The 16,782-nt window shown below is 68.0% G+C and carries 14 protein-coding genes; 4 read left to right on the top strand and 10 right to left on the bottom strand.

What is annotated here, in order from left to right; translation table 11 throughout:
• The first annotated feature begins 299 nt into the window (after window positions 1-299).
• Window positions 300-2,111: an AMP-binding protein gene (locus tag FHR84_RS00210; protein ID WP_179533389.1), complete on the top strand. Its 1,812-nt coding sequence runs from the start codon at window positions 300-302 to the stop codon at window positions 2,109-2,111.
• 331 nt (window positions 2,112-2,442) lie between these two features.
• Here FHR84_RS00210 and FHR84_RS00205 read toward each other — a convergent pair whose 3' ends face one another.
• Both FHR84_RS00205 and FHR84_RS00200 read right to left on the bottom strand, forming a co-directional pair.
• Window positions 2,443-3,495 (bottom strand): C40 family peptidase, encoded by a 1,053-nt coding sequence (locus FHR84_RS00205; protein WP_179533388.1) that lies wholly within the window; start codon window positions 3,493-3,495, stop codon window positions 2,443-2,445.
• A gap of 571 nt (window positions 3,496-4,066) precedes the next feature.
• The gene (locus FHR84_RS00200) at window positions 4,067-5,461 is read right to left on the bottom strand and encodes an NYN domain-containing protein (protein ID WP_179533387.1); all 1,395 of its coding nucleotides are present in this window, start codon (window positions 5,459-5,461) and stop codon (window positions 4,067-4,069) included.
• Between the two features lie 107 nt (window positions 5,462-5,568).
• Between FHR84_RS00200 and FHR84_RS00195 the strand changes: the two genes are divergently transcribed.
• Window positions 5,569-7,284, top strand: a complete 1,716-nt coding sequence (locus tag FHR84_RS00195; protein WP_179533386.1) for a DEDD exonuclease domain-containing protein — start codon at window positions 5,569-5,571, stop codon at window positions 7,282-7,284.
• Between the two features lie 83 nt (window positions 7,285-7,367).
• Here the strand turns inward: FHR84_RS00195 and FHR84_RS00190 are convergent, their stop codons facing one another.
• From FHR84_RS00190 to ctaE, 5 genes are all read right to left on the bottom strand, one after another.
• Window positions 7,368-7,787, bottom strand: a complete 420-nt coding sequence (locus FHR84_RS00190) for a PPOX class F420-dependent oxidoreductase (protein WP_179533385.1) — start codon at window positions 7,785-7,787, stop codon at window positions 7,368-7,370.
• A gap of 138 nt (window positions 7,788-7,925) precedes the next feature.
• The gene (gene qcrB / locus FHR84_RS00185) at window positions 7,926-9,614 is read right to left on the bottom strand and encodes a cytochrome bc1 complex cytochrome b subunit (protein ID WP_179533384.1); all 1,689 of its coding nucleotides are present in this window, start codon (window positions 9,612-9,614) and stop codon (window positions 7,926-7,928) included.
• Window positions 9,611-10,795, bottom strand: coding sequence for a cytochrome bc1 complex Rieske iron-sulfur subunit (qcrA, locus tag FHR84_RS00180; RefSeq protein ID WP_179534338.1), 1,185 nt, complete (start codon window positions 10,793-10,795; stop codon window positions 9,611-9,613). The genes qcrB and qcrA overlap by 4 nt, the downstream gene beginning before the upstream one ends.
• 11 nt (window positions 10,796-10,806) lie before the next feature.
• Complete coding sequence (gene qcrC, locus FHR84_RS00175) at window positions 10,807-11,613, bottom strand: cytochrome bc1 complex diheme cytochrome c subunit (protein WP_179533383.1); 807 nt, start codon at window positions 11,611-11,613, stop codon at window positions 10,807-10,809.
• A gap of 112 nt (window positions 11,614-11,725) precedes the next feature.
• The gene (gene ctaE, locus FHR84_RS00170) at window positions 11,726-12,337 is read right to left on the bottom strand and encodes an aa3-type cytochrome oxidase subunit III (protein ID WP_179533382.1); all 612 of its coding nucleotides are present in this window, start codon (window positions 12,335-12,337) and stop codon (window positions 11,726-11,728) included.
• 645 nt (window positions 12,338-12,982) lie between these two features.
• Between ctaE and FHR84_RS00165 the strand changes: the two genes are divergently transcribed.
• Both FHR84_RS00165 and trpD read left to right on the top strand, forming a co-directional pair.
• Entirely contained in the window at window positions 12,983-13,393 is a 411-nt protein-coding gene (locus FHR84_RS00165; RefSeq protein ID WP_179533381.1) for a response regulator, read from the top strand.
• A 23-nt stretch (window positions 13,394-13,416) separates the two neighbouring features.
• Window positions 13,417-14,469 (top strand): anthranilate phosphoribosyltransferase, encoded by a 1,053-nt coding sequence (gene trpD, locus FHR84_RS00160; RefSeq protein WP_343075112.1) that lies wholly within the window; start codon window positions 13,417-13,419, stop codon window positions 14,467-14,469.
• 286 nt (window positions 14,470-14,755) lie between these two features.
• On the opposite strand, the gene FHR84_RS00155 is transcribed toward trpD, so the two are convergent.
• The 3 genes from FHR84_RS00155 to ctaC form a co-directional block, all read right to left on the bottom strand.
• Entirely contained in the window at window positions 14,756-15,037 is a 282-nt protein-coding gene (locus FHR84_RS00155; protein ID WP_179533379.1) for an Lrp/AsnC ligand binding domain-containing protein, read from the bottom strand.
• Window positions 15,038-15,181: 144 nt separating this feature from the next.
• The gene (locus FHR84_RS00150; RefSeq protein ID WP_179533378.1) at window positions 15,182-15,580 is read right to left on the bottom strand and encodes a cytochrome c oxidase subunit 4; all 399 of its coding nucleotides are present in this window, start codon (window positions 15,578-15,580) and stop codon (window positions 15,182-15,184) included.
• 70 nt (window positions 15,581-15,650) lie between these two features.
• Window positions 15,651-16,595, bottom strand: a complete 945-nt coding sequence (gene ctaC, locus FHR84_RS00145; protein ID WP_179533377.1) for an aa3-type cytochrome oxidase subunit II — start codon at window positions 16,593-16,595, stop codon at window positions 15,651-15,653.
• Window positions 16,596-16,782 lie beyond the last annotated feature (187 nt).

Here is a 16,782-nt window from a genome sequence, read left to right as displayed (position 1 = left end):
GCTCAACCAAACTAACCGCTCACGGGACCGCGTGGCGAAGGACTCGCGCCGCGGCCCCGCGCAGGCGCTCGGCCACCGGCACGTTGGTCGACGTCCGGGAAGCGGGCCGGACCCCTCGGACGGCAGTCGGCCGCGGTTCCCGCCGGCCGGGTCCTTCCCGTCCGGTGAAGCGACTCGTCGTGGGAAACCTCCCGGGTCGCGCTATGATTCCGCCCCACAACGAGAAGGGGGGCTACCGCCCAGTAGCGCTCGGGGTTAGGTTGGCCATCACAATTTGGCGTGCTTTCGGAGGATGCAACGTGCGAGAGTTCAGCGCCCCCGCCACTGTCACGGTGGCCGCCGAGGAGAACCTCACCGACATGGTGTGGGCCAATGCCGAGCGGTTCGGCGACACGGTCGGCTTCCGCCGCAGGGTGGACGGCACCTGGGTGGACGTGACAACGGCCGAATTCGCCGCGCAGGTACTCGCGGTGTCCAAGGGGCTCATCGCCGCGGGTCTGCAGCAGGGTGACCGGGTGGGGCTGATGTCCCGCACCCGCTACGAGTGGAGCCTGTTCGACTTCGCGATCTGGTCGGCGGGATGCGTCACCGTCCCGATCTACGAGACGTCCTCGGCGGACCAGGCGGAATGGATCCTGAGCGACTCCGAGGCATCGGCGGTCGTGATCGAAACACCGCAGCACCGTGCCGAACTCGACACGGTCCTCGACGACCTGCCCGCCGTGCGGCACGTCTGGCAGATCGACGGCCCCGTCCCCGAGGACCGCTCCACCGCGGTGGCCGAACTCACGTCACTGGGTTCGGAACTGGCCGACGGGGAGGTGCACGACCGGAGGCGCTCCATCGGTGCCGACGACACGGCTACCCTGATCTACACCTCCGGCACCACGGGACGCCCCAAGGGGTGCGTACTCACCCACCGCAACCTGCTCGCCGAGGTGCGCGGCGATCTGAACGCGTTCCCCCAGCTGATGCAGCCGGGGAACTCGATGCTGATGTTCCTGCCCATGGCGCACGTGCTCGCCAGGGTGATCACCATCTCCTGCGTCTACGCCAGGTTGACCCTCGGGCACACCGGTGACGTCAAGAACCTCGTCGAGGACCTGGGATCGTTCCGGCCGACCTTCGTGCTGGCCGTGCCGCGGGTTTTCGAGAAGGTCTACAACACCGCCAAGCAGAAGGCCCACGGCGAGGGCAAGGGCAGGATCTTCGACGCGGCCGAGGAGACCGCGGTGGCCTACAGCCGCGCCCTGTCCGGCTCCGGGAAGCCGGGCGCCGTACTGCGTGCCAAGCACTTCGTGTTCGACAAGCTGGTGTACGGCAAGCTGCGCGCCGCGCTGGGAGGACGGTGCATCGCGGCGGTGTCCGGAGGTGCTCCGCTCGGTGAGCGCCTGACCCACTTCTTCTTCGGAATGGGAGTACCGATCCTCGAAGGATACGGGCTGACCGAGACCACAGCGGCCGCGGCGGTCAACGTCCAGGACAACTACAAGATCGGCACTGTCGGCCGTCCGATCGCGGGGACCTCCATAAGGATCGCCGAGGACGGCGAGGTACTCGTCAAGGGCGACGTGGTCTTCCACCGGTACTGGAACAACCAGGCGGCCACCGAGGCGTCCCTCGAGGACGGCTGGTTCCACACGGGCGATCTCGGCTCGCTCGACGAGGACGGCTTCCTGCGGATCACCGGCAGGAAGAAGGAGATCATCGTGACCGCGGGCGGCAAGAACGTGGCTCCCGCCGTGCTGGAGGATCACATGCGGGCGCACCCGCTGATCAGCCAGTGCATGGTGGTCGGGGACCAGAAACCCTTCATCGGGGCACTGGTGACCCTGGACCCCGAGTTCCTGCCCTCCTGGCTCGAGTCCAGGGGACGTCCCAAGGACACCTCGCCGAGCGAGTTGGCGGACGATCCCGAGATGTGCGCCGAGGTGCAGAAAGCGGTCGACGAGGCCAACCAGGCTGTGTCCAAGGCGGAGCAGATCAAGCAGTTCCGCATCCTGCCGCAGGACTTCGCCGAGGACCGGGGGGAGATGACCCCGAGTCTGAAGGTCAAGCGGAACAAGGTCGCGGAGAACTACGCCTCCGAGATCGAGGCGATCTACTCCTGACCTGACCGGGGAGTCCCCGGTTCGGATCGCGTGGCGGTGCGGGGGCCGAACCTCCCGCGGGGTGCTCGCCTCCACCGGGGCCCGGCGTCGGGCAGCGGCCTGCACGACGCCGGGCCTTCCGCGCGAGAGCACCGCGGGAGACCCCGCGGCGGTGCCGGTCGACCGGGTGGTGCGTCTCGGCGCGGCAGGTACCGGAGGGAACCCCGAATCAGCCGCCGATGCGAGCGGAGAACTTCAGCGGGATCCCCCGAACCACTCCGGCGCCGGGGAACCGTCGCGACCGGAAGACGGTTCCCCGGTTACCGGGACGGCCGAGCCTGCGGAACCTCGATCAACCGACCACGCGGCGCATCCGGTTGACGGACGCGATCTGGTCGTAGGGCACGACCTTGACGACCTGCCCGCTCGTCGGGGCGTGCACGGCCTTGCCGTTGCCGACGTACATGGAGACGTGGCTGACCGGGCTGTAGTAGAAGATGAGGTCACCGGGCTTGAGCTGGGAAGCGGAGATCGGCTTGCCCACCTGCGCCTGCGCGCTGCTCGAACGGGGCAGATCCACCCCGGCCTGCGCATAGGCCCAGTACATCAGTCCGGAGCAGTCGAACTGGCTGGGGCCGTCGGCACCGTACACGTAGGGCGAGCCCTGCTTGCTCAACGCCGCCTGAACAGCACCGGCCGCCGAGCCGGAACCGCCCGCGTAGTCGTAGTCGGTCTGCCCGCCTCCCGACAGCGATTCCTGCTCCTCCTGGCTCAGCTCCTCGATGTGCTCCTCGACCTCGGAGACCCGCTCCTCCATCTTGGACTTCTTCTCGGAGATCTCCTCCTGGAGGCGGGCCGCCTCCTGCTCGGCCTCGGCCGCGCGCTCGCGCGCTTCCCGTGCCTTCCGCTCCGCGGCTTCGGCCTTCTCGGTCGCACTGCTCACGGCGGAGACGGCCTGCTGGTTGTCCCTGGCCAGTTCGTCCATTATCGAGGCACGGTCCAGGAACGAGTCCGGCGATTCGCTGGCCATCAGAGCCGAGAGCTGGTTCATCCGGGAGCCCCTGTAGACGGAGCTGGTCAGCTCGTCCACCTGCCCCCTGAACTTCTCCTCCTCGGCCCTGGCCCGATCGGCGGCCTTCTTCGCCTCGGCTTCGGCCGCCTTGGCCTCGTCCAGCTCGGACATACGGGCCTCGTGGTCGTCCTTGGCCCGTTTGTACTTCTCGGTGAGCTGTTCGGCCTGGCGGGAGAGCTTCTGAAGCTGCTCGACGGCTTCGGACTTGTCGTCGGGCAGATCGGGGTCCGCGAGAGCCGGCGCGGAGCTCACGGTGACGGCGGTGGCCACCGCCGTAGCCGTCAGTGCTCCCCGCATTGAGCGTTTGAGTCCGTGCGAGGCCACTTCGCGCATTGCTCCTTCGTTTGCTCGGCCGCCGACCAGGAGGTCCCGTTGGAAGAAGCGCACCCGGCCGACGGCGACCAGCACCGTGGGCAGGAGACGTGTGCTCGTGCTCCCGCGTAAGACCGTCCGCGCAGCACCGGTGGCGCGCTCGGGAATGCTCCCGGTTCGACTCCCCCGACGAGCCGATCCGGCGACAACTCCGCGGAGCCGCCCCGGTTTGGGCGGCTGATCGCCGCGAAGTCTCGGCTAGATTACGAGAGGTGAGCCGACTAGTCCAGAGTGGGGGCAACAACACGACACAGCGTGATCAAAACCAGGTAAAAGAGTGCACGGATTGGCCTGCTTGGGTGGTTTCGTGGCGGAACCTCTCGCGGGCTCTCGCTCCGGCCAGGCCCGACATCGGGTAGCGACGCTCCGGTGCGCGAGTCGGATGCATTGCCAGGCCGGGCCGCTCGCCGCGCAGGTCGCTACTCAAGAGCGGGCCCAACGCAGCAAGGCGCCGACTCACGTGACGGCCACCCGACCACCCACGCGAAGCTCCGCCACGCAACCACCTACGGCAACCGAGCCGCCGCCTCTCTCACCCCGGGTTGATCCGCTCCAGCAACACCGCCGAAGCCACGGCGTAGGCGCCCCGCTTGCGTACCGAGTCCACCACTTCTCTGTCCGAGGTGGCCACGACCAACTGGCGCCCCCTCGGCTCCGACTCGACCAACCCCCTGATCACGTCGTCGGCCTGGACCCCCTGTTCGCTGAACAGCACCCGCACGCCACGAGGTCCCGCGTTCGGCACCGCCACGACGTTCGCCCCGTCGAAGACGACGGTCACCTCCACGCCCGAACGCGCGGCCAGCACCGCGGCCTGGTGGGCCAGCCTGTCCCGCTGCTCGGCCAGCGGAAGGTCCGGATAACCGGTCTTGGTGACGTTGTAACCGTCGACGATCAGATGCACGGCGGGCAACGCCAACAGCCGATCCAGCGCGGCCACGTCCGGCACGTCGTCCGTCGTTCCCGAGTGCGCACGGACCCCCGAGACCGTTTCGGCCGGTCTCGGGCCGGAGATCTCGTCACCGCGCCGGTTGGCGCCGATCTCCCTCCGGAGCCCGGCGACCGACCCCTCCAGGGTTTCCAGCAACAGCGCCAGCCTGACCTCGTCACCGCGTCTGGCTTCCCGGGCCGACTGCCTGGCCACCTCGGCCTCGCGGTCGGCGCGCTGGGCCCTGGCCCGTTCGTCCAGCGCACGCCCCCGCTCCCGGTCGCGTTCACCGGCGATCTCGGACAGCTCCCTGTCCTTGGACTCGGTGAGCCGTTCCAACTCGGCCCCGAGGCGTGCCACCTCGTCCTTGTACTCCTTGAGCTGGACGCCCTGCTGCCGCAATCGTTTACGCAGCCGGTCCGCGTCGGCTCCGCTGTACTGCTCGGCGCGCTGAGCCGCTTCCCTGGCTTCGGCGAGCTCGCCGCGCAGCCGCTCGTTCTCCTTCGAGAGCTTCTCGGCCCGCGAAACGGCCGAGTCACACCGCTCGCGGAGCCTGCCGTGCTCGCTCCGGTACCCGATGAGCTCCACGTAGTGCGGAGCCGTCACGGTCCCCAGCAACACCGCGGCCGTGGCAGCCGCGAGCGGGTCCGACTGCCACGGCTCCAACACCCCCGGTCTGTTCTTCCTGCACCACTCCAGCACCGTGGCACGGAACACGGCGGAGTCACGCATGGCCGCCAACAGGTTCGACTGCCCCAGCTTCGCTCTCTTGGCAACCGCGAAACGCATCACCGGACGCAGCGGGACTGGAACGTCCCCCGCTCGCATCTCACCGAGAGCGGCCGCTGCCAGCTCGGCTAACCGCGTGCACAACGGCCCGGGCAGAGCGTCCCAGTCGACGGCGCTGTCCCCCGTGCTCTCGGCGGATTCGGAAGCGGGGACGGAGTCCGTGTCGGCTCGCGGGTCCTCGGCGTTGTCGCCCGTTGTTGGCGGTATCACTCTTCCAGGCTAAGTGTTCCATCCGGCATTACCCGCATCCGGCGGTTGTTGCGGCACCGGAGCACTGTTCAACGCATGATCGGGAGCACCGCATACGCTCGCCGACCATGAGCCGGTTACCGGAGCGCGCCCAGATGTCCTTCGCCGAGCTGGGACATCCCCTGCGCGAAGTCACCTTCGTGGTAGTGGACCTGGAGACCACGGGAAAGCACCGCGAGCGGGACGGGATAACCGAGATCGCCGCGGTGAAGGTGCGCGGAGGCGAGGTCGTCGAGGAGTTCTCCACCCTGGTCGACCCCGGACGCCCCGTGCCCGCGGGGGTCGCGGCGATCACCGGGATCAGCGACGACACGCTCGCGGGCGCCCCGGCGCTCGGCACCGCGCTGCCCGCCTTCCTCGAGTTCGCGGCCGGCTGCGTGCTCGTGGCACACAACGCCCCGTTCGACACGGGGTTCCTCCGCGCCGGATGCGCACGGCTGGGCCTGAGCTGGCCCAACCCCTCCGTGGTCTGCACGCTCCGGCTCTCGCGGCGTGTCCTGTCCGGAGGGCGGACACCGAACCACGGGCTGGCCACGCTCGCCGAAACGCTGGGGACCGCCCACGCACCAGCGCACCGGGCACTTCAGGACGCCAGAACCACGAACGACGTGCTGCACGCGCTGCTGGGACTGCTCGGCCCCTCGGGGGTGTGCACCCTGGAGGACCTGCTGGAGTACCTGCCCGGTGTGACCGCGCAGCAGCGCCGCAAACGAACCCTGGCCTCCGGGCTTCCCGAGGAGCCCGGCGTGTACCTGTTCCGCGGCCCGAACGAGGAAGTGCTCTACGTCGGCACGGCGACGAACCTGCGGCGCAGGGTCGGGCAGTACTTCACGGCGGGAGAGCGCAGGAACGGGATCAGGGAGATGGTCGCGCTCGCCGAACACGTCGAGCACGTCACCTGCGCGCACCCCCTGGAAGCCGAGGTGCGGGAACTGCGGCTGCTCGACGCCCACCACCCCTGGTACAACCGCAGATCCAAGAACCAGCGGAAGCTCTGGTGGATCTCGCTCACCGAAGAGCCCTTCCCGCGGTTGAAGGTCTCCCGGGCACCCGCCCGGAACTCGCTCGGTCCCTTCCGCACCAGGAACACCGCTCTGGAAGCGGTCGAAGCGCTGCACGACGTCACCGGACTGCGCGAGTGCACCGAGCACATACCCGCCGGGGGCGCCGCGGCTCGCCCCTGCGCGGTCTACGAACTGGGACGTTGCGGCGCGCCGTGCGCGGGCTACGAGAGCCCCGCGGGGTACGAGCCCCACGTGGTCCCGGTGCGCGAAGTGCTCACCGGGGAGGGCGACTCCGCGCTGCACCGGCTACGAGCGGAGATCGACAGGCTCGCGGCGGGCCAGCGCTTCGAGGGCGCGGCCGAGCACCGGGACCGCCTCGCCGGACTCATTCGTGCGGTGGACCGCGGGCAACGACTGTCCGCGCTGGCCCGGGTACCGGAACTGGTCGCGGCGCGGCCGGACGGATCGGGCGGCTGGCTGCTCGCCGTGGTGCGTCACGGGCGACTGGCTTCCGCCGGAGCGGCACCGCGTGGGACGCCCCCGATGCCGGTGGTCGGTTCCCTGCGGGCCTCGGCCGAGACCGTCATCCCCGGCGAGGGGCCGCTGTTCGGGGCGCCCCCGGAAGAGGTCCACGTGGTCCACCGGTGGCTGACCTCGGGCGACGCCAGAATGGTCCGGTGTGACGTCCCCTGGACCGAGCCCGCGGGCTCGGTCGGGAAGTGGCGCGACTGGGTCGATTCGGCCTCGCTGGCCCGCACCCCCTACCCGGGAGTCGACTGAGGACAACTCCTGTTCCCGACTCGGTTTGCTTGGATGGTTCCGCGGCGGGACTGCCCGGAATCCGAGCAACCGAGTCGCCGAGCCTACTCCCCGAGGTCCTCGCTGGAAACGATCCTGGTGGGGGTGAGATGCACGGCGAGCTGGCCCGGGCCCGCGATCTTCTTCCCGACCCTTTCCGCCTTCTCCTCGCCCACGTAGTACGCCGCCACGGTGGTGGCCACTCGCAGGACCTCGTCCGGGTCGTCCGTGGTCTCCGCGTCGCCCTGGATCTGCACGAAGGTGTGCGCGCTCTGCTCGTCGACGCACAACGTCAAACGTGGGTCCCTTAGCATGGCCGCGGCCTTCGCACTGGCGGTGCCGGTGGTGAGCACGATCCGCTCCCCGTCCACGGCGAACCAGACGGGGGCCACCAGCGGGCGCCCGTCCGAACCGAGGTAGCCGAGCTTGCCCGTGCGACCACCCTGCTCCAAAAAGGACCGCACCTGGTCCGTGATCGTCGTCATGCTTCCGACGGTAGTACCCACCGCCCCGGCGACACCCGCGCACCGCCGGAAACCGGCGCGAAAAAACCGGCGGCTCCCGCACCTGCCTGAGGTGCGGGAGCCGCCGGTCCGGTCAACACGCCACTTCTCCGGGAAGGATCACTCCTCCGGCTGACGCGCCTTGCCGCCGACGAGCTCGCCCCGTTCGGAAGCCTCCGACTCCGGGATCTCCTCGTGCTCGCCCGCGGCCACGTGCTCCTCCTCGCGGGCAGCGTCCAGCGCGGCCGTCTCCCCGCTCGGATCGGGCTTGAGCCAACCGCCTTCGACCGGCTTGCCCGCGGCACCAAGCTTGTTCATCTTCTTCGGCACCGGAGCCCCCTGGTACTCGAGCTCCTCGGGGTGACCGTGCTCGTCCACGGGGCCGAGCGGCTGGTGCACCTCGACGAACTCCCCGTGCGGCAGACGCTTGATGATGCCCGTTTCCAGGCCGTGCTCCAGCACCTCGCGGTCGGACTTCTGCAGACCGATGCAGAGCCGGTAGGTGATGTAGTAGGCGATCGGCGGAGCGATCAGCAGGCCGATCCGGCCGATCCAGGTCATCGCGTTCAGCGAGATGTCGAACTTGAAGGCGACGATGTCGTTGACACCCGAGATCATCAACACCGAGAAGAACGTCAGCGCCATGGCGCCGAGACTCGTCCGCACCGGAACGTCCCGCGGGCGCTGCAACAGGTTGTGGTGCGCGTCGTCTCCGGTGAGCTTGCGCTCGATCAGCGGATAGGCCAGCGCCACGGTGAAGATCAGGCCCATGAACAGCGCCGTCGGGAAGAACACCGCGGGGATCGTGTACTCACCCCACAGGTAGACCTCCCAGGAGGGCCAGAGCCTGCTGGATCCGTCCGTCCAGATCATGTACCAGTCCGGCTGGGACGCGGCCGAGACCTGCGAGGCGTTGTACGGCCCGAGGTGCCAGATCGGGTTGATCTGGAAGATCCCGCCCATGATGGCCGTGACGCCGGTGACGATGGCGAAGAAACCGCCGCCCTTGGTGGCGAAGACGGGAAGGATCCGCACACCGACCACATTGCTTTCCTTGCGCCGCACACCGGGGAACTGGGTGTGCTTCTGGTACCAGACCAGAGCCAGGTGCACCGCGATCAGCCCGAGGATGATGCCCGGAAGCAGGAAGATGTGCATCATGTAGAAGCGCGGGATCAGCTCGGTTCCGGGGAACTCCCCGCCGAAGAGGATCCAGTGGATCCAGGTGCCGACCACGGGAACCGACATCGTGATCCCGGAGGCGATGCGCACACCGGTGCCGGAGAGCAGGTCGTCCGGCAGCGAGTAGCCGGTGAACCCTTCGAACATCCCGAGGATGAACAGCAGGATGCCGATCATCCAGTTGGTCTCCCTCGGACGCCGGAAGGCGCCCGTGAAGAAGATGCGCAGCATGTGGGCGACGATCGACGCCATGAACAGCAGCGCGGCCCAGTGGTGCACCTGCCTGGCGAACATCCCGCCCCGCACCTCGAAGGAGATGTCCAGCGTGCTGGCGAAGGCGCGGGACATCTCGATGCCGCGCAGGTTGGTGTAGGCGCCCTGGTACTGCACCTCGGCCATCGAGGGGTCGAAGAAGAACGCCAGATAGGTGCCGGTCAGCAGCAGCAGGATGAAGGTGTAGAGCGCGACCTCGCCCAGCAGGAACGACCAGTGCGTCGGAAACACCTTGTTGAACTGCTTGCGCAGACCGGGCGCGATCTGGAGCCGTTTGTCCACCTCGTCGGCCTGTTTGCTGGCCGCGCGGTACACCGCACTTTCCGACTTTGTCGGGGTAGTGATCGAACTCATGAATTCCGCTCCCAGTAGGCCGGACCGATCGGCTCGATGAAGTCGCTCTTCGCCACGAAGTAGCCCTCTTCGTCAACCGTGATCGGCAACTGCGGCAGAGCGCGCGTAGCGGGCCCGAAGACCGGCTTGGCATAGCTGTTGGCCACGTCGAACTGCGACTGGTGGCAGGGGCAGAGCAGCCTGCCGGTCTGAGTCTCGTACAACGAGGTCGGACATCCCAGGTGGGTGCAGATCTTCGAGTAGGCGTAGTAGTCGCCGTAGTTGAAGTCCTCCTGCCCCTTGCGCTCCACGGGGGAGTCGCCGGGCCGCAGCCGGATCAACATGACCGGGTTGTCGGAACGACGCAGGGCGTGCAGCAACGCCTCCTCGTTCCCGCGTTCGGACTCGCGGAACGGAAACACCGTCTCGAACCCGCCCGGGGTGAGATCCTGTGCCCGCACCAGCGAAACCTCGTGGGCGTTACCGGTGTTGCGACGCAGGTAGACCTTCTCGTCGCCGCTCTGCATCCAACCGGTGTGGTTGAGCGAATCGGGGCCGGTCTCGGCCCACGGGTTCTTGACCATTCCGCCGAGAACCAGCACGCCCGTGCCCAGACCGAAGGCCCCGGCTCCGAAACCGGCGGTGCGCTTGATCATCGAGCGGCGGGCGATCGTGCTCCGGGACCCGGCGTCGGCCAGCTCGGCCGCGGCCGTCTGGCGGTCCAGTTCGGAGGAACCGTGCCCGTCGTGCCGCTGCTGGACGGCGACCTCGTGCGGCATGAACTTCTTCGAGTACAGGATCGCGCCGATTCCCACCGAGAGGATCGACAGTCCGAGGAAGAAGCCGATCAGGGGGTTGTACAGCGAGTACAGGAAGTGCCCCTGCTCGTCGGCCAGCGGATTGACGTAGCGCCACGGCCAGAAGACGAAGACCCCGATGAAGGCCAGCGCCGAGAACCCGGCCAGCGAGAACCACGCGGCGACCGCGCGTTCGGCGCGCCGTTCGGCCCTGGTCCCCTTGACGGGCCACGGGTCGGGGTACTCGACGAGCTCGACGTCGTCCTGGGCCAGACCGAGCCGGACCTTCTCGTCGCGGCTCATCTCCGCGAGTTCCGCCTCGGTCGGCTGCTGCTCGTCCTTGCCGGTGAGGTGCTCGTTGTCCGAGTCGCTGCCGTGTCGTTCGCTGCTGTTCTGCTCGCTCATATCCCGCTCACTCATGCCCTGGCTCCGATCCACAGGGTGAGGCCGACGAGACTTCCGAGCCCGATGACCCAGGCCACGACCGTCTCTGGCCCCGGCCCGTAGCCACCGAGCGCGTTGCCACCGGGGTTGTTGTTGCCGTCGGTCACCGACTTCACGTAGGCGATGATGTCCTTCTTCTCGTCAGGGGTCAGCTGACGTTCGGAGAACTTCGGCATGTTCGCAGGCCCGGTGTGCATCGCCTCGTAGATCTGCTGTTCGGTGGCCTGGCTCAGATCCGGAGCGTTCTTGCCCGCGGACAGCGCGATCCCCCGACCGGTGAAGTTGTGACAGGAAGCGCAGTTCAGTCGGAAGAGCTCGGCACCGCGCGCGGGGTCGTCGCCCTGCAGCTGCTCCCCCTTCGCCGAGGGCTGCTTCGGTCCGCCTCCGACCGACTGGGCGTAGGCGGCGAGCGCCCGGATCTCCTGCGGGGAGAAGTCCTCGGGTTTGCGCGGAGCCTGCGCCTCGTGGCGCTTCATCGGCATGCGACCGGTGGAAACCTGGAAGTGCACGGCCGCACCACCGACTCCGATCAGGCTCGGCCCCCGGTCCTCAACGCCCTGCAGGTTCTCGCCGTGACAGCTGATGCAGGAGGTCTCGTAAAGTTCCTTGCCGTCCCGGACCAGTGACGGATCCTCCGCCGCCGTCGCGGTCTGCGGTTCGGGGAGCAGCACGCTGTAGAGGCCGCCCGCGGCCACCAAGGCGATCCCGAGCGCCAGCACACCGGAAAGCCGTCGCCGGAACTTGGAACCCGCGCGGTTGCGTTTCTTTTTGGTGGTCATGAGTGCGCAAAACCCTTGCTGTCATGTTCGGGACGATTCAGCGGCAACAACATCACGCTCTGCTTCGTATCGCTGCCTTGTCCCTGGTTTCCGTCGGCCCGGGCGGACCGTGTCATGGCACCAGGTAGATGACCAGGAAGAGCCCGATCCACACGATGTCCACGAAGTGCCAGTAGTACGACACGACGATCGAGGCCACGGCCTGGGCCGGCGTGAACTTGCTCATCCTCGTCCGGATCATCAGGATCACGAACGCGACGAGCCCACCGATCACGTGCAGACCGTGGAAGCCCGTGGTCATGTAGAAGACCGTGCCGAACGCCGAGGTCGCCATCGTCGTGTGGTGCTCGGTGACCAGCGTGTAGTACTCACCGGCCTGTCCCAGCACGAAGACCAGGCCCATCACGAGCGTGAGCATGTACCAACGACGAAGGCCGTAGACATCACCACGCTCGGCCGCGAACACACCCCACTGACAGGTGAACGAGGACGCCACCAGGATGATGGTGAACGGTAGGGCGTAGCTCACGTTGAGTTCGGCGGGCGGCGGTGGCCACGGGCCCTCGTTCTGGGCCTTCACCGTGAAGAACATGGCGAAAAGCCCGGCGAAGAACATCAGCTCGCTGGCCAACCAAACGATGGTGCCCACGCTGACCATGTTCGGCCGGTTCAGCGAGTGCACGCGTTGACTGATTGAGGGCGCTGCCGTTGTCACGCGACGCATTATGTCGCGAACGATTTCGGCCCGCCCGCTCGGGTCCCGCTCTCGTCCTTTTCGTCGCCCGCGTCCACCGCGGGGGTTACCCGGAGTGAACGTCACCGTGCTCGTCGGACGCCGAGCGCGCGCCGGGGGTCCCGCGATCCCCGCCGCGTGCCGGGTCCGCCGCGCACCCGCGAGAGCGGCGACCGCACGATCCCGGGAGCACGGCCCCGCCCCCGGGGAGAACCGGCTCGCTCACCTGCACAGACCCGGATACTCCCCGCGCTGCCTCCGAAGGGGACATCCGTCCCTCCCGAGCGGAACCGAAACCCGCCGCACGAGCACCCCGCCGCGTCCCGGACGCCGGAGCGGAACGAACCGGACCGGGATCACCGGGGCCACCGCCTCCCGGTGATCGCGCTACGTGTCCGGAGCTCCTGCTGGTCGAACGCGGGCGGGCGAGCTCCCCGAGCGCTTTCCCCGAGCGGTGCGGGACGGAGGTGCCGCCACGCGGAACCGCGAGTTCCCCCAGAAGTGACGAGACCTTCGCAACAGTGAGGTGTATTACCCCGCGGCGAGGCGAACCGGATACGATACGAGCACTCGTGAGCACTCGGCACGAGTCACGAACCAGACCTCACCGGCCGCCACGGCAGCCAAGGAGTGCCCATGAACACTTCGGCGAGCAACGTCTGCGTGTTCAGCCACCGACAGGAGATCCGCGACTCGATCATCACGGCCGTCGGACGCCGCCCCGCACCCGACGTCAAACGGGTGCAGTACACGGAGGCCTCGACGGTGGCCGAGATCCTCGGGAAGGTCGACGCGGGCAGTGTGGACCTGTTGGTCCTGGACGGTGAAGCCCAGCCCACCGGCGGGATGGGAGTATCGCGGCAGCTGAAGAACGAGCTCGCCGACTGCCCGCCGATCGTGGTCACCGTGCGGCGCAAGGACGACCGATGGCTCGCCACGTGGTCACAGGCAGACGCGGTCCTCGTTCACCCGCTCGACCCGCTGAACGCCGCCGAGACCGTGGCCGAGACACTGCGTGCGCACGCCTTGCCCGCACCCCACGGTTGACACGAGTACTCGAGGACACCAACGTGCGAACTGCGACGACCACATGGCCCGATCTGCTGAACCGGCTCGTCTCCGGGGAAACCCTGGAAAGCACGGAGACCGCCTGGGCTATGGACCAGATCATGAGCGGTGAGGCCACCCCGACCCGGGTGGCCGCGTTCGCGGTCGCGTTGCGCGCCAAGGGCGAAACCTCCTCGGAGATCCTCGGCATGGCCGACGCGATGGTCGAGCACGCACGTCCGCTGGAGGTTCCCCAGCACACGATCGACGTGGTCGGCACGGGCGGGGACCGTGCCGGAACGGTCAACATCTCGACCATGACCTCGATCGTGCTCGCCGCGTGCGGTGCCACGGTGGTCAAGCACGGCAACCGCGCCGCCTCGTCGAGCTGCGGCACGGCCGATGTGCTGGAAGAGCTCGGAGTGGCCATCGACCTCTCCCCGGAGGACGTCCACCACTGCGTTTCGCGACTCGGCATCGGCTTCTGCTTCGCGGCCCTGTTCCATCCGGCCATGAAGTACGCGGCGGGGCCGCGCCGCGAGATCGGCATCCCCACCGCGTTCAACGTGCTCGGCCCGCTGACCAATCCGGCCCGTCCCGGTTCCGGGTTGATCGGTTGTGCCGACCGGCGGATAGCGCCGGTCATGGCCGAGGCCTTCGCCCGCCGCGGGCACTCGGTACTGCTGGTCAGCGGGGACGACGGGATGGACGAGATCACCACCACCACGACGAGCACGGTCTGGGTGGTCGGGGACGGCTCGGTGCGGGAGGAGCGCATCGACCCCGCGGACTTCGGGATCCCGTTGACCGCCCCGGACGAGCTCCAGGGCGGTGACGCCCCGGTGAACGCACGGGTGGTGCGCGAACTGCTGGCGGGCGCGCGGGGTCCGGTCCGGGATGCCGTGCTGCTGAACACCGCCGGCGCTCTCGCCGCCTACAACGGTCCGATCACGGACCTGGGGGCCGGTTTGGAGGAAGGGCTGCGCGAGGCGGCCGAGGCCATCGACTCGGGAGCGGCGAGCAGGCTGCTGCGGGACTGGGTCGAGCTCTCCACCGAACTGCGCTCGGAGCGCTGAGCGGCTTCCGGAACCGGGGCTGCTCGAAGTGCCCTGAGACGCAGCAAGGCGCCGACTCACGTGCAGGCTGAGAAGACACCTACGCAAGACGAGTCCCGGAAATCCCGCCGCGCCAGCGCAAGCGCTCTGAGCCTGAGCAGTCAGCACCGCCGCGGGTTCTCAGTCTCGGGTCTCGCGAGCGAGGCCCGGCGTTGCGTAGGTGCCCACCCGATGTCGGGGCCTCGCCGGAGCGAGCCCCCGACCGAGGTTCCGCCGCACCACCACGGCAACCGGGCCGCCGGCCCTTTCAGGATTCGAGGCCGATGGAGAAGGTCTCCTCGGTGTCCCGCTTGGAGTACGAGCGGAACGCGATGTGCGTGTCGGTGTCGAGCACCCCGGCGACCTTGTTGATCCTGCCCGGAACGATGTCCGCGATGTCCTCGTGGGCCCGCGCGCGCACCATCGCGATCAGGTCCACATCACCGGCGCAGGAGTACACCTCGGCCACACCGTCGATGTCCGCGACTTCCTGCGCGGCCTGAGTGAGGTACTCGGCCGAGGTCCGAATGAGCACGATCGCGGTAATCACGGTTGTCCTCCGTAAGGATTTCGAAACGAAAACGGCGGCCACGGGCCCGCCGCACTCGAAGGACCGCCGACAGCGGTCCCGGAGAAGAACGCGGCCCGGCCCGGTCCACCACCGTGGACGAATCGGGCCGGGCCTGCACGCGGTTCACTCGTGGTTCGGGCCGGTGTGGTACTCGAAAACCAGGCCGGAGACGGTGATCAGCACGGCCCCCGAGGCCAGCACGATCATCCAGACGTGGCCGAAGGCCAGCGCGATGCCCGCGAACGCCGAGGCGGCCGCCACACCGATCGGCCAGTAGCTTCCCGGGCTGAAGAACCCGAGATCACCCGCGCCGTCGCTGATCTCGGCGTCCGAACGGTCCTCCGGACGCAGATCGATGCGCCGAGCCACGAACTGGAAGTAGCTTCCGATCAGCAACGAGAGTGCGCCAACGAGGATCAGCGCGACCGTTCCCACGGGCTCCTTCGCCCAGAAGCCATAAACCACAGCCGACAGGAAGAAGAAGAAGGTGATGATGTTGAAGATCTTCGCTTCGACCCTCATGGAGTCCTCACTCTCGCCCCGTGCGCCTCACTAGGGCGCACTCGTCCTCGTTGCCAAGCCGTTCCCGCGATCAACCGCTCGTCGCCCCGGCACCGGCGGTCTCATCCGGCAAGGAGTCCTCCCGGTCGGGGTCGAAGGGGATGGTCGTCACCGAGTTCGGCGAGCAGAGCCGCCCGCAGTCCATGGTCCTCAGCGCCTCGGAGGTCGTGTAGGCCTGTCCGGTGTCCGGATTGATCTGCGTGCGCAGGTCCATGTAGCGCTCGAACTTGTCCGGCGAGAGCGCGCGAACCTCGAAGTTCATCATCGAGTGGTACGTCCCGCACAACTCGGCGCAGCGCCCCACGAACGAGCCCTCTTCGTCGATGGAGTTCTGGTAGACGCTGTCCTGGTTGTTCTTGTCAGGGTGCGGGAACGTGTCCCGCTTGAAGTGGAACTTCGGGACGAAGAAGGAGTGGATCACGTCCTTGGAGCTCAACCGGTACTCCACGGTGGAGTCCGTGGGGAGCACGAGCAGAGGTGTCCAGTCGCTGGTTCCGACCGTGTTGACCGGCTCCCCGTCCGGGGTCGTGTACCCCGGGTAGCGGAACTCCCAGTTCCACTGGAAGGAGACCACGTCGACGGAGACGTCGGGATCGCTCTCCTCGGCCTGGACCTCCTGCTGGGTGGTCGCGGTGAAGTAGAACAGCACGACGACCATCACGAACGGTATGACGGTGTAGATGATCTCCAGGGGGTTGTTGTACTGGAACTGACGTGGCAACTCATCGCTCTTCTTGCGGTGGAAGGCCACCGTCCAGAAGATCAGTCCCCAAACCAGCACACCCACGGCGAGAGCCGCGATCACCGACCAGGTCCAGAGCTGACGCATCGCCGCGGCGTCACTGGTGACGCCGGTCGGCCAGCCGAACCGCAGCACCTGGTCAGGGGTGCAGCCCGTGGCCACGACACACACCAAACCGATCAGCCCACCGAGCTTGACCAGCCGTGGCACTCGGGTCCCGTCCTTCAGGGCCACTGCGCGACGCCTCCTCCATGTGAAACTCACCGGCACGGCGCTGGCGTTTTTCCTCCGTCCACGACGGAGGATCGGCCGCCGGAATACTGTAGCGACCCTAGCCCAGCAGTAGCCGCGATACTGCTCCGGGGTCAGGTGACCGCCCGAACCATGGTCACCTCCAGTGGCCCAGATCACCAGTCAGACC

Source organism: Actinopolyspora biskrensis, assembly GCF_013408175.1.
Taxonomy (GTDB): Bacteria; Actinomycetota; Actinomycetes; order Mycobacteriales; family Pseudonocardiaceae; genus Actinopolyspora; species Actinopolyspora biskrensis.
Note: the sequence above shows the minus strand (reverse complement) of the source record. Positions and strands in the feature narration are given on the sequence as shown.

Excerpts from the sequence above, each read along its gene's own strand:
- FHR84_RS00205 (WP_179533388.1), bottom strand. The coding sequence starts at position 3,495 with ATGCGCGAAGTGGCCTCGCACGGACTCAAACGCTCAATGCGGGGAGCA.
- FHR84_RS00195 (WP_179533386.1), top strand. The coding sequence starts at position 5,569 with ATGAGCCGGTTACCGGAGCGCGCCCAGATGTCCTTCGCCGAGCTGGGA.
- FHR84_RS00190 (WP_179533385.1), bottom strand. The coding sequence starts at position 7,787 with ATGACGACGATCACGGACCAGGTGCGGTCCTTTTTGGAGCAGGGTGGT.
- qcrB (WP_179533384.1), bottom strand. The coding sequence starts at position 9,614 with ATGAGTTCGATCACTACCCCGACAAAGTCGGAAAGTGCGGTGTACCGC.
- qcrA (WP_179534338.1), bottom strand. The coding sequence starts at position 10,795 with ATGAGCGAGCAGAACAGCAGCGAACGACACGGCAGCGACTCGGACAAC.
- qcrC (WP_179533383.1), bottom strand. The coding sequence starts at position 11,613 with ATGACCACCAAAAAGAAACGCAACCGCGCGGGTTCCAAGTTCCGGCGA.
- ctaE (WP_179533382.1), bottom strand. The coding sequence starts at position 12,337 with ATGCGTCGCGTGACAACGGCAGCGCCCTCAATCAGTCAACGCGTGCAC.
- FHR84_RS00165 (WP_179533381.1), top strand. The coding sequence starts at position 12,983 with ATGAACACTTCGGCGAGCAACGTCTGCGTGTTCAGCCACCGACAGGAG.
- FHR84_RS00150 (WP_179533378.1), bottom strand. The coding sequence starts at position 15,580 with ATGAGGGTCGAAGCGAAGATCTTCAACATCATCACCTTCTTCTTCTTC.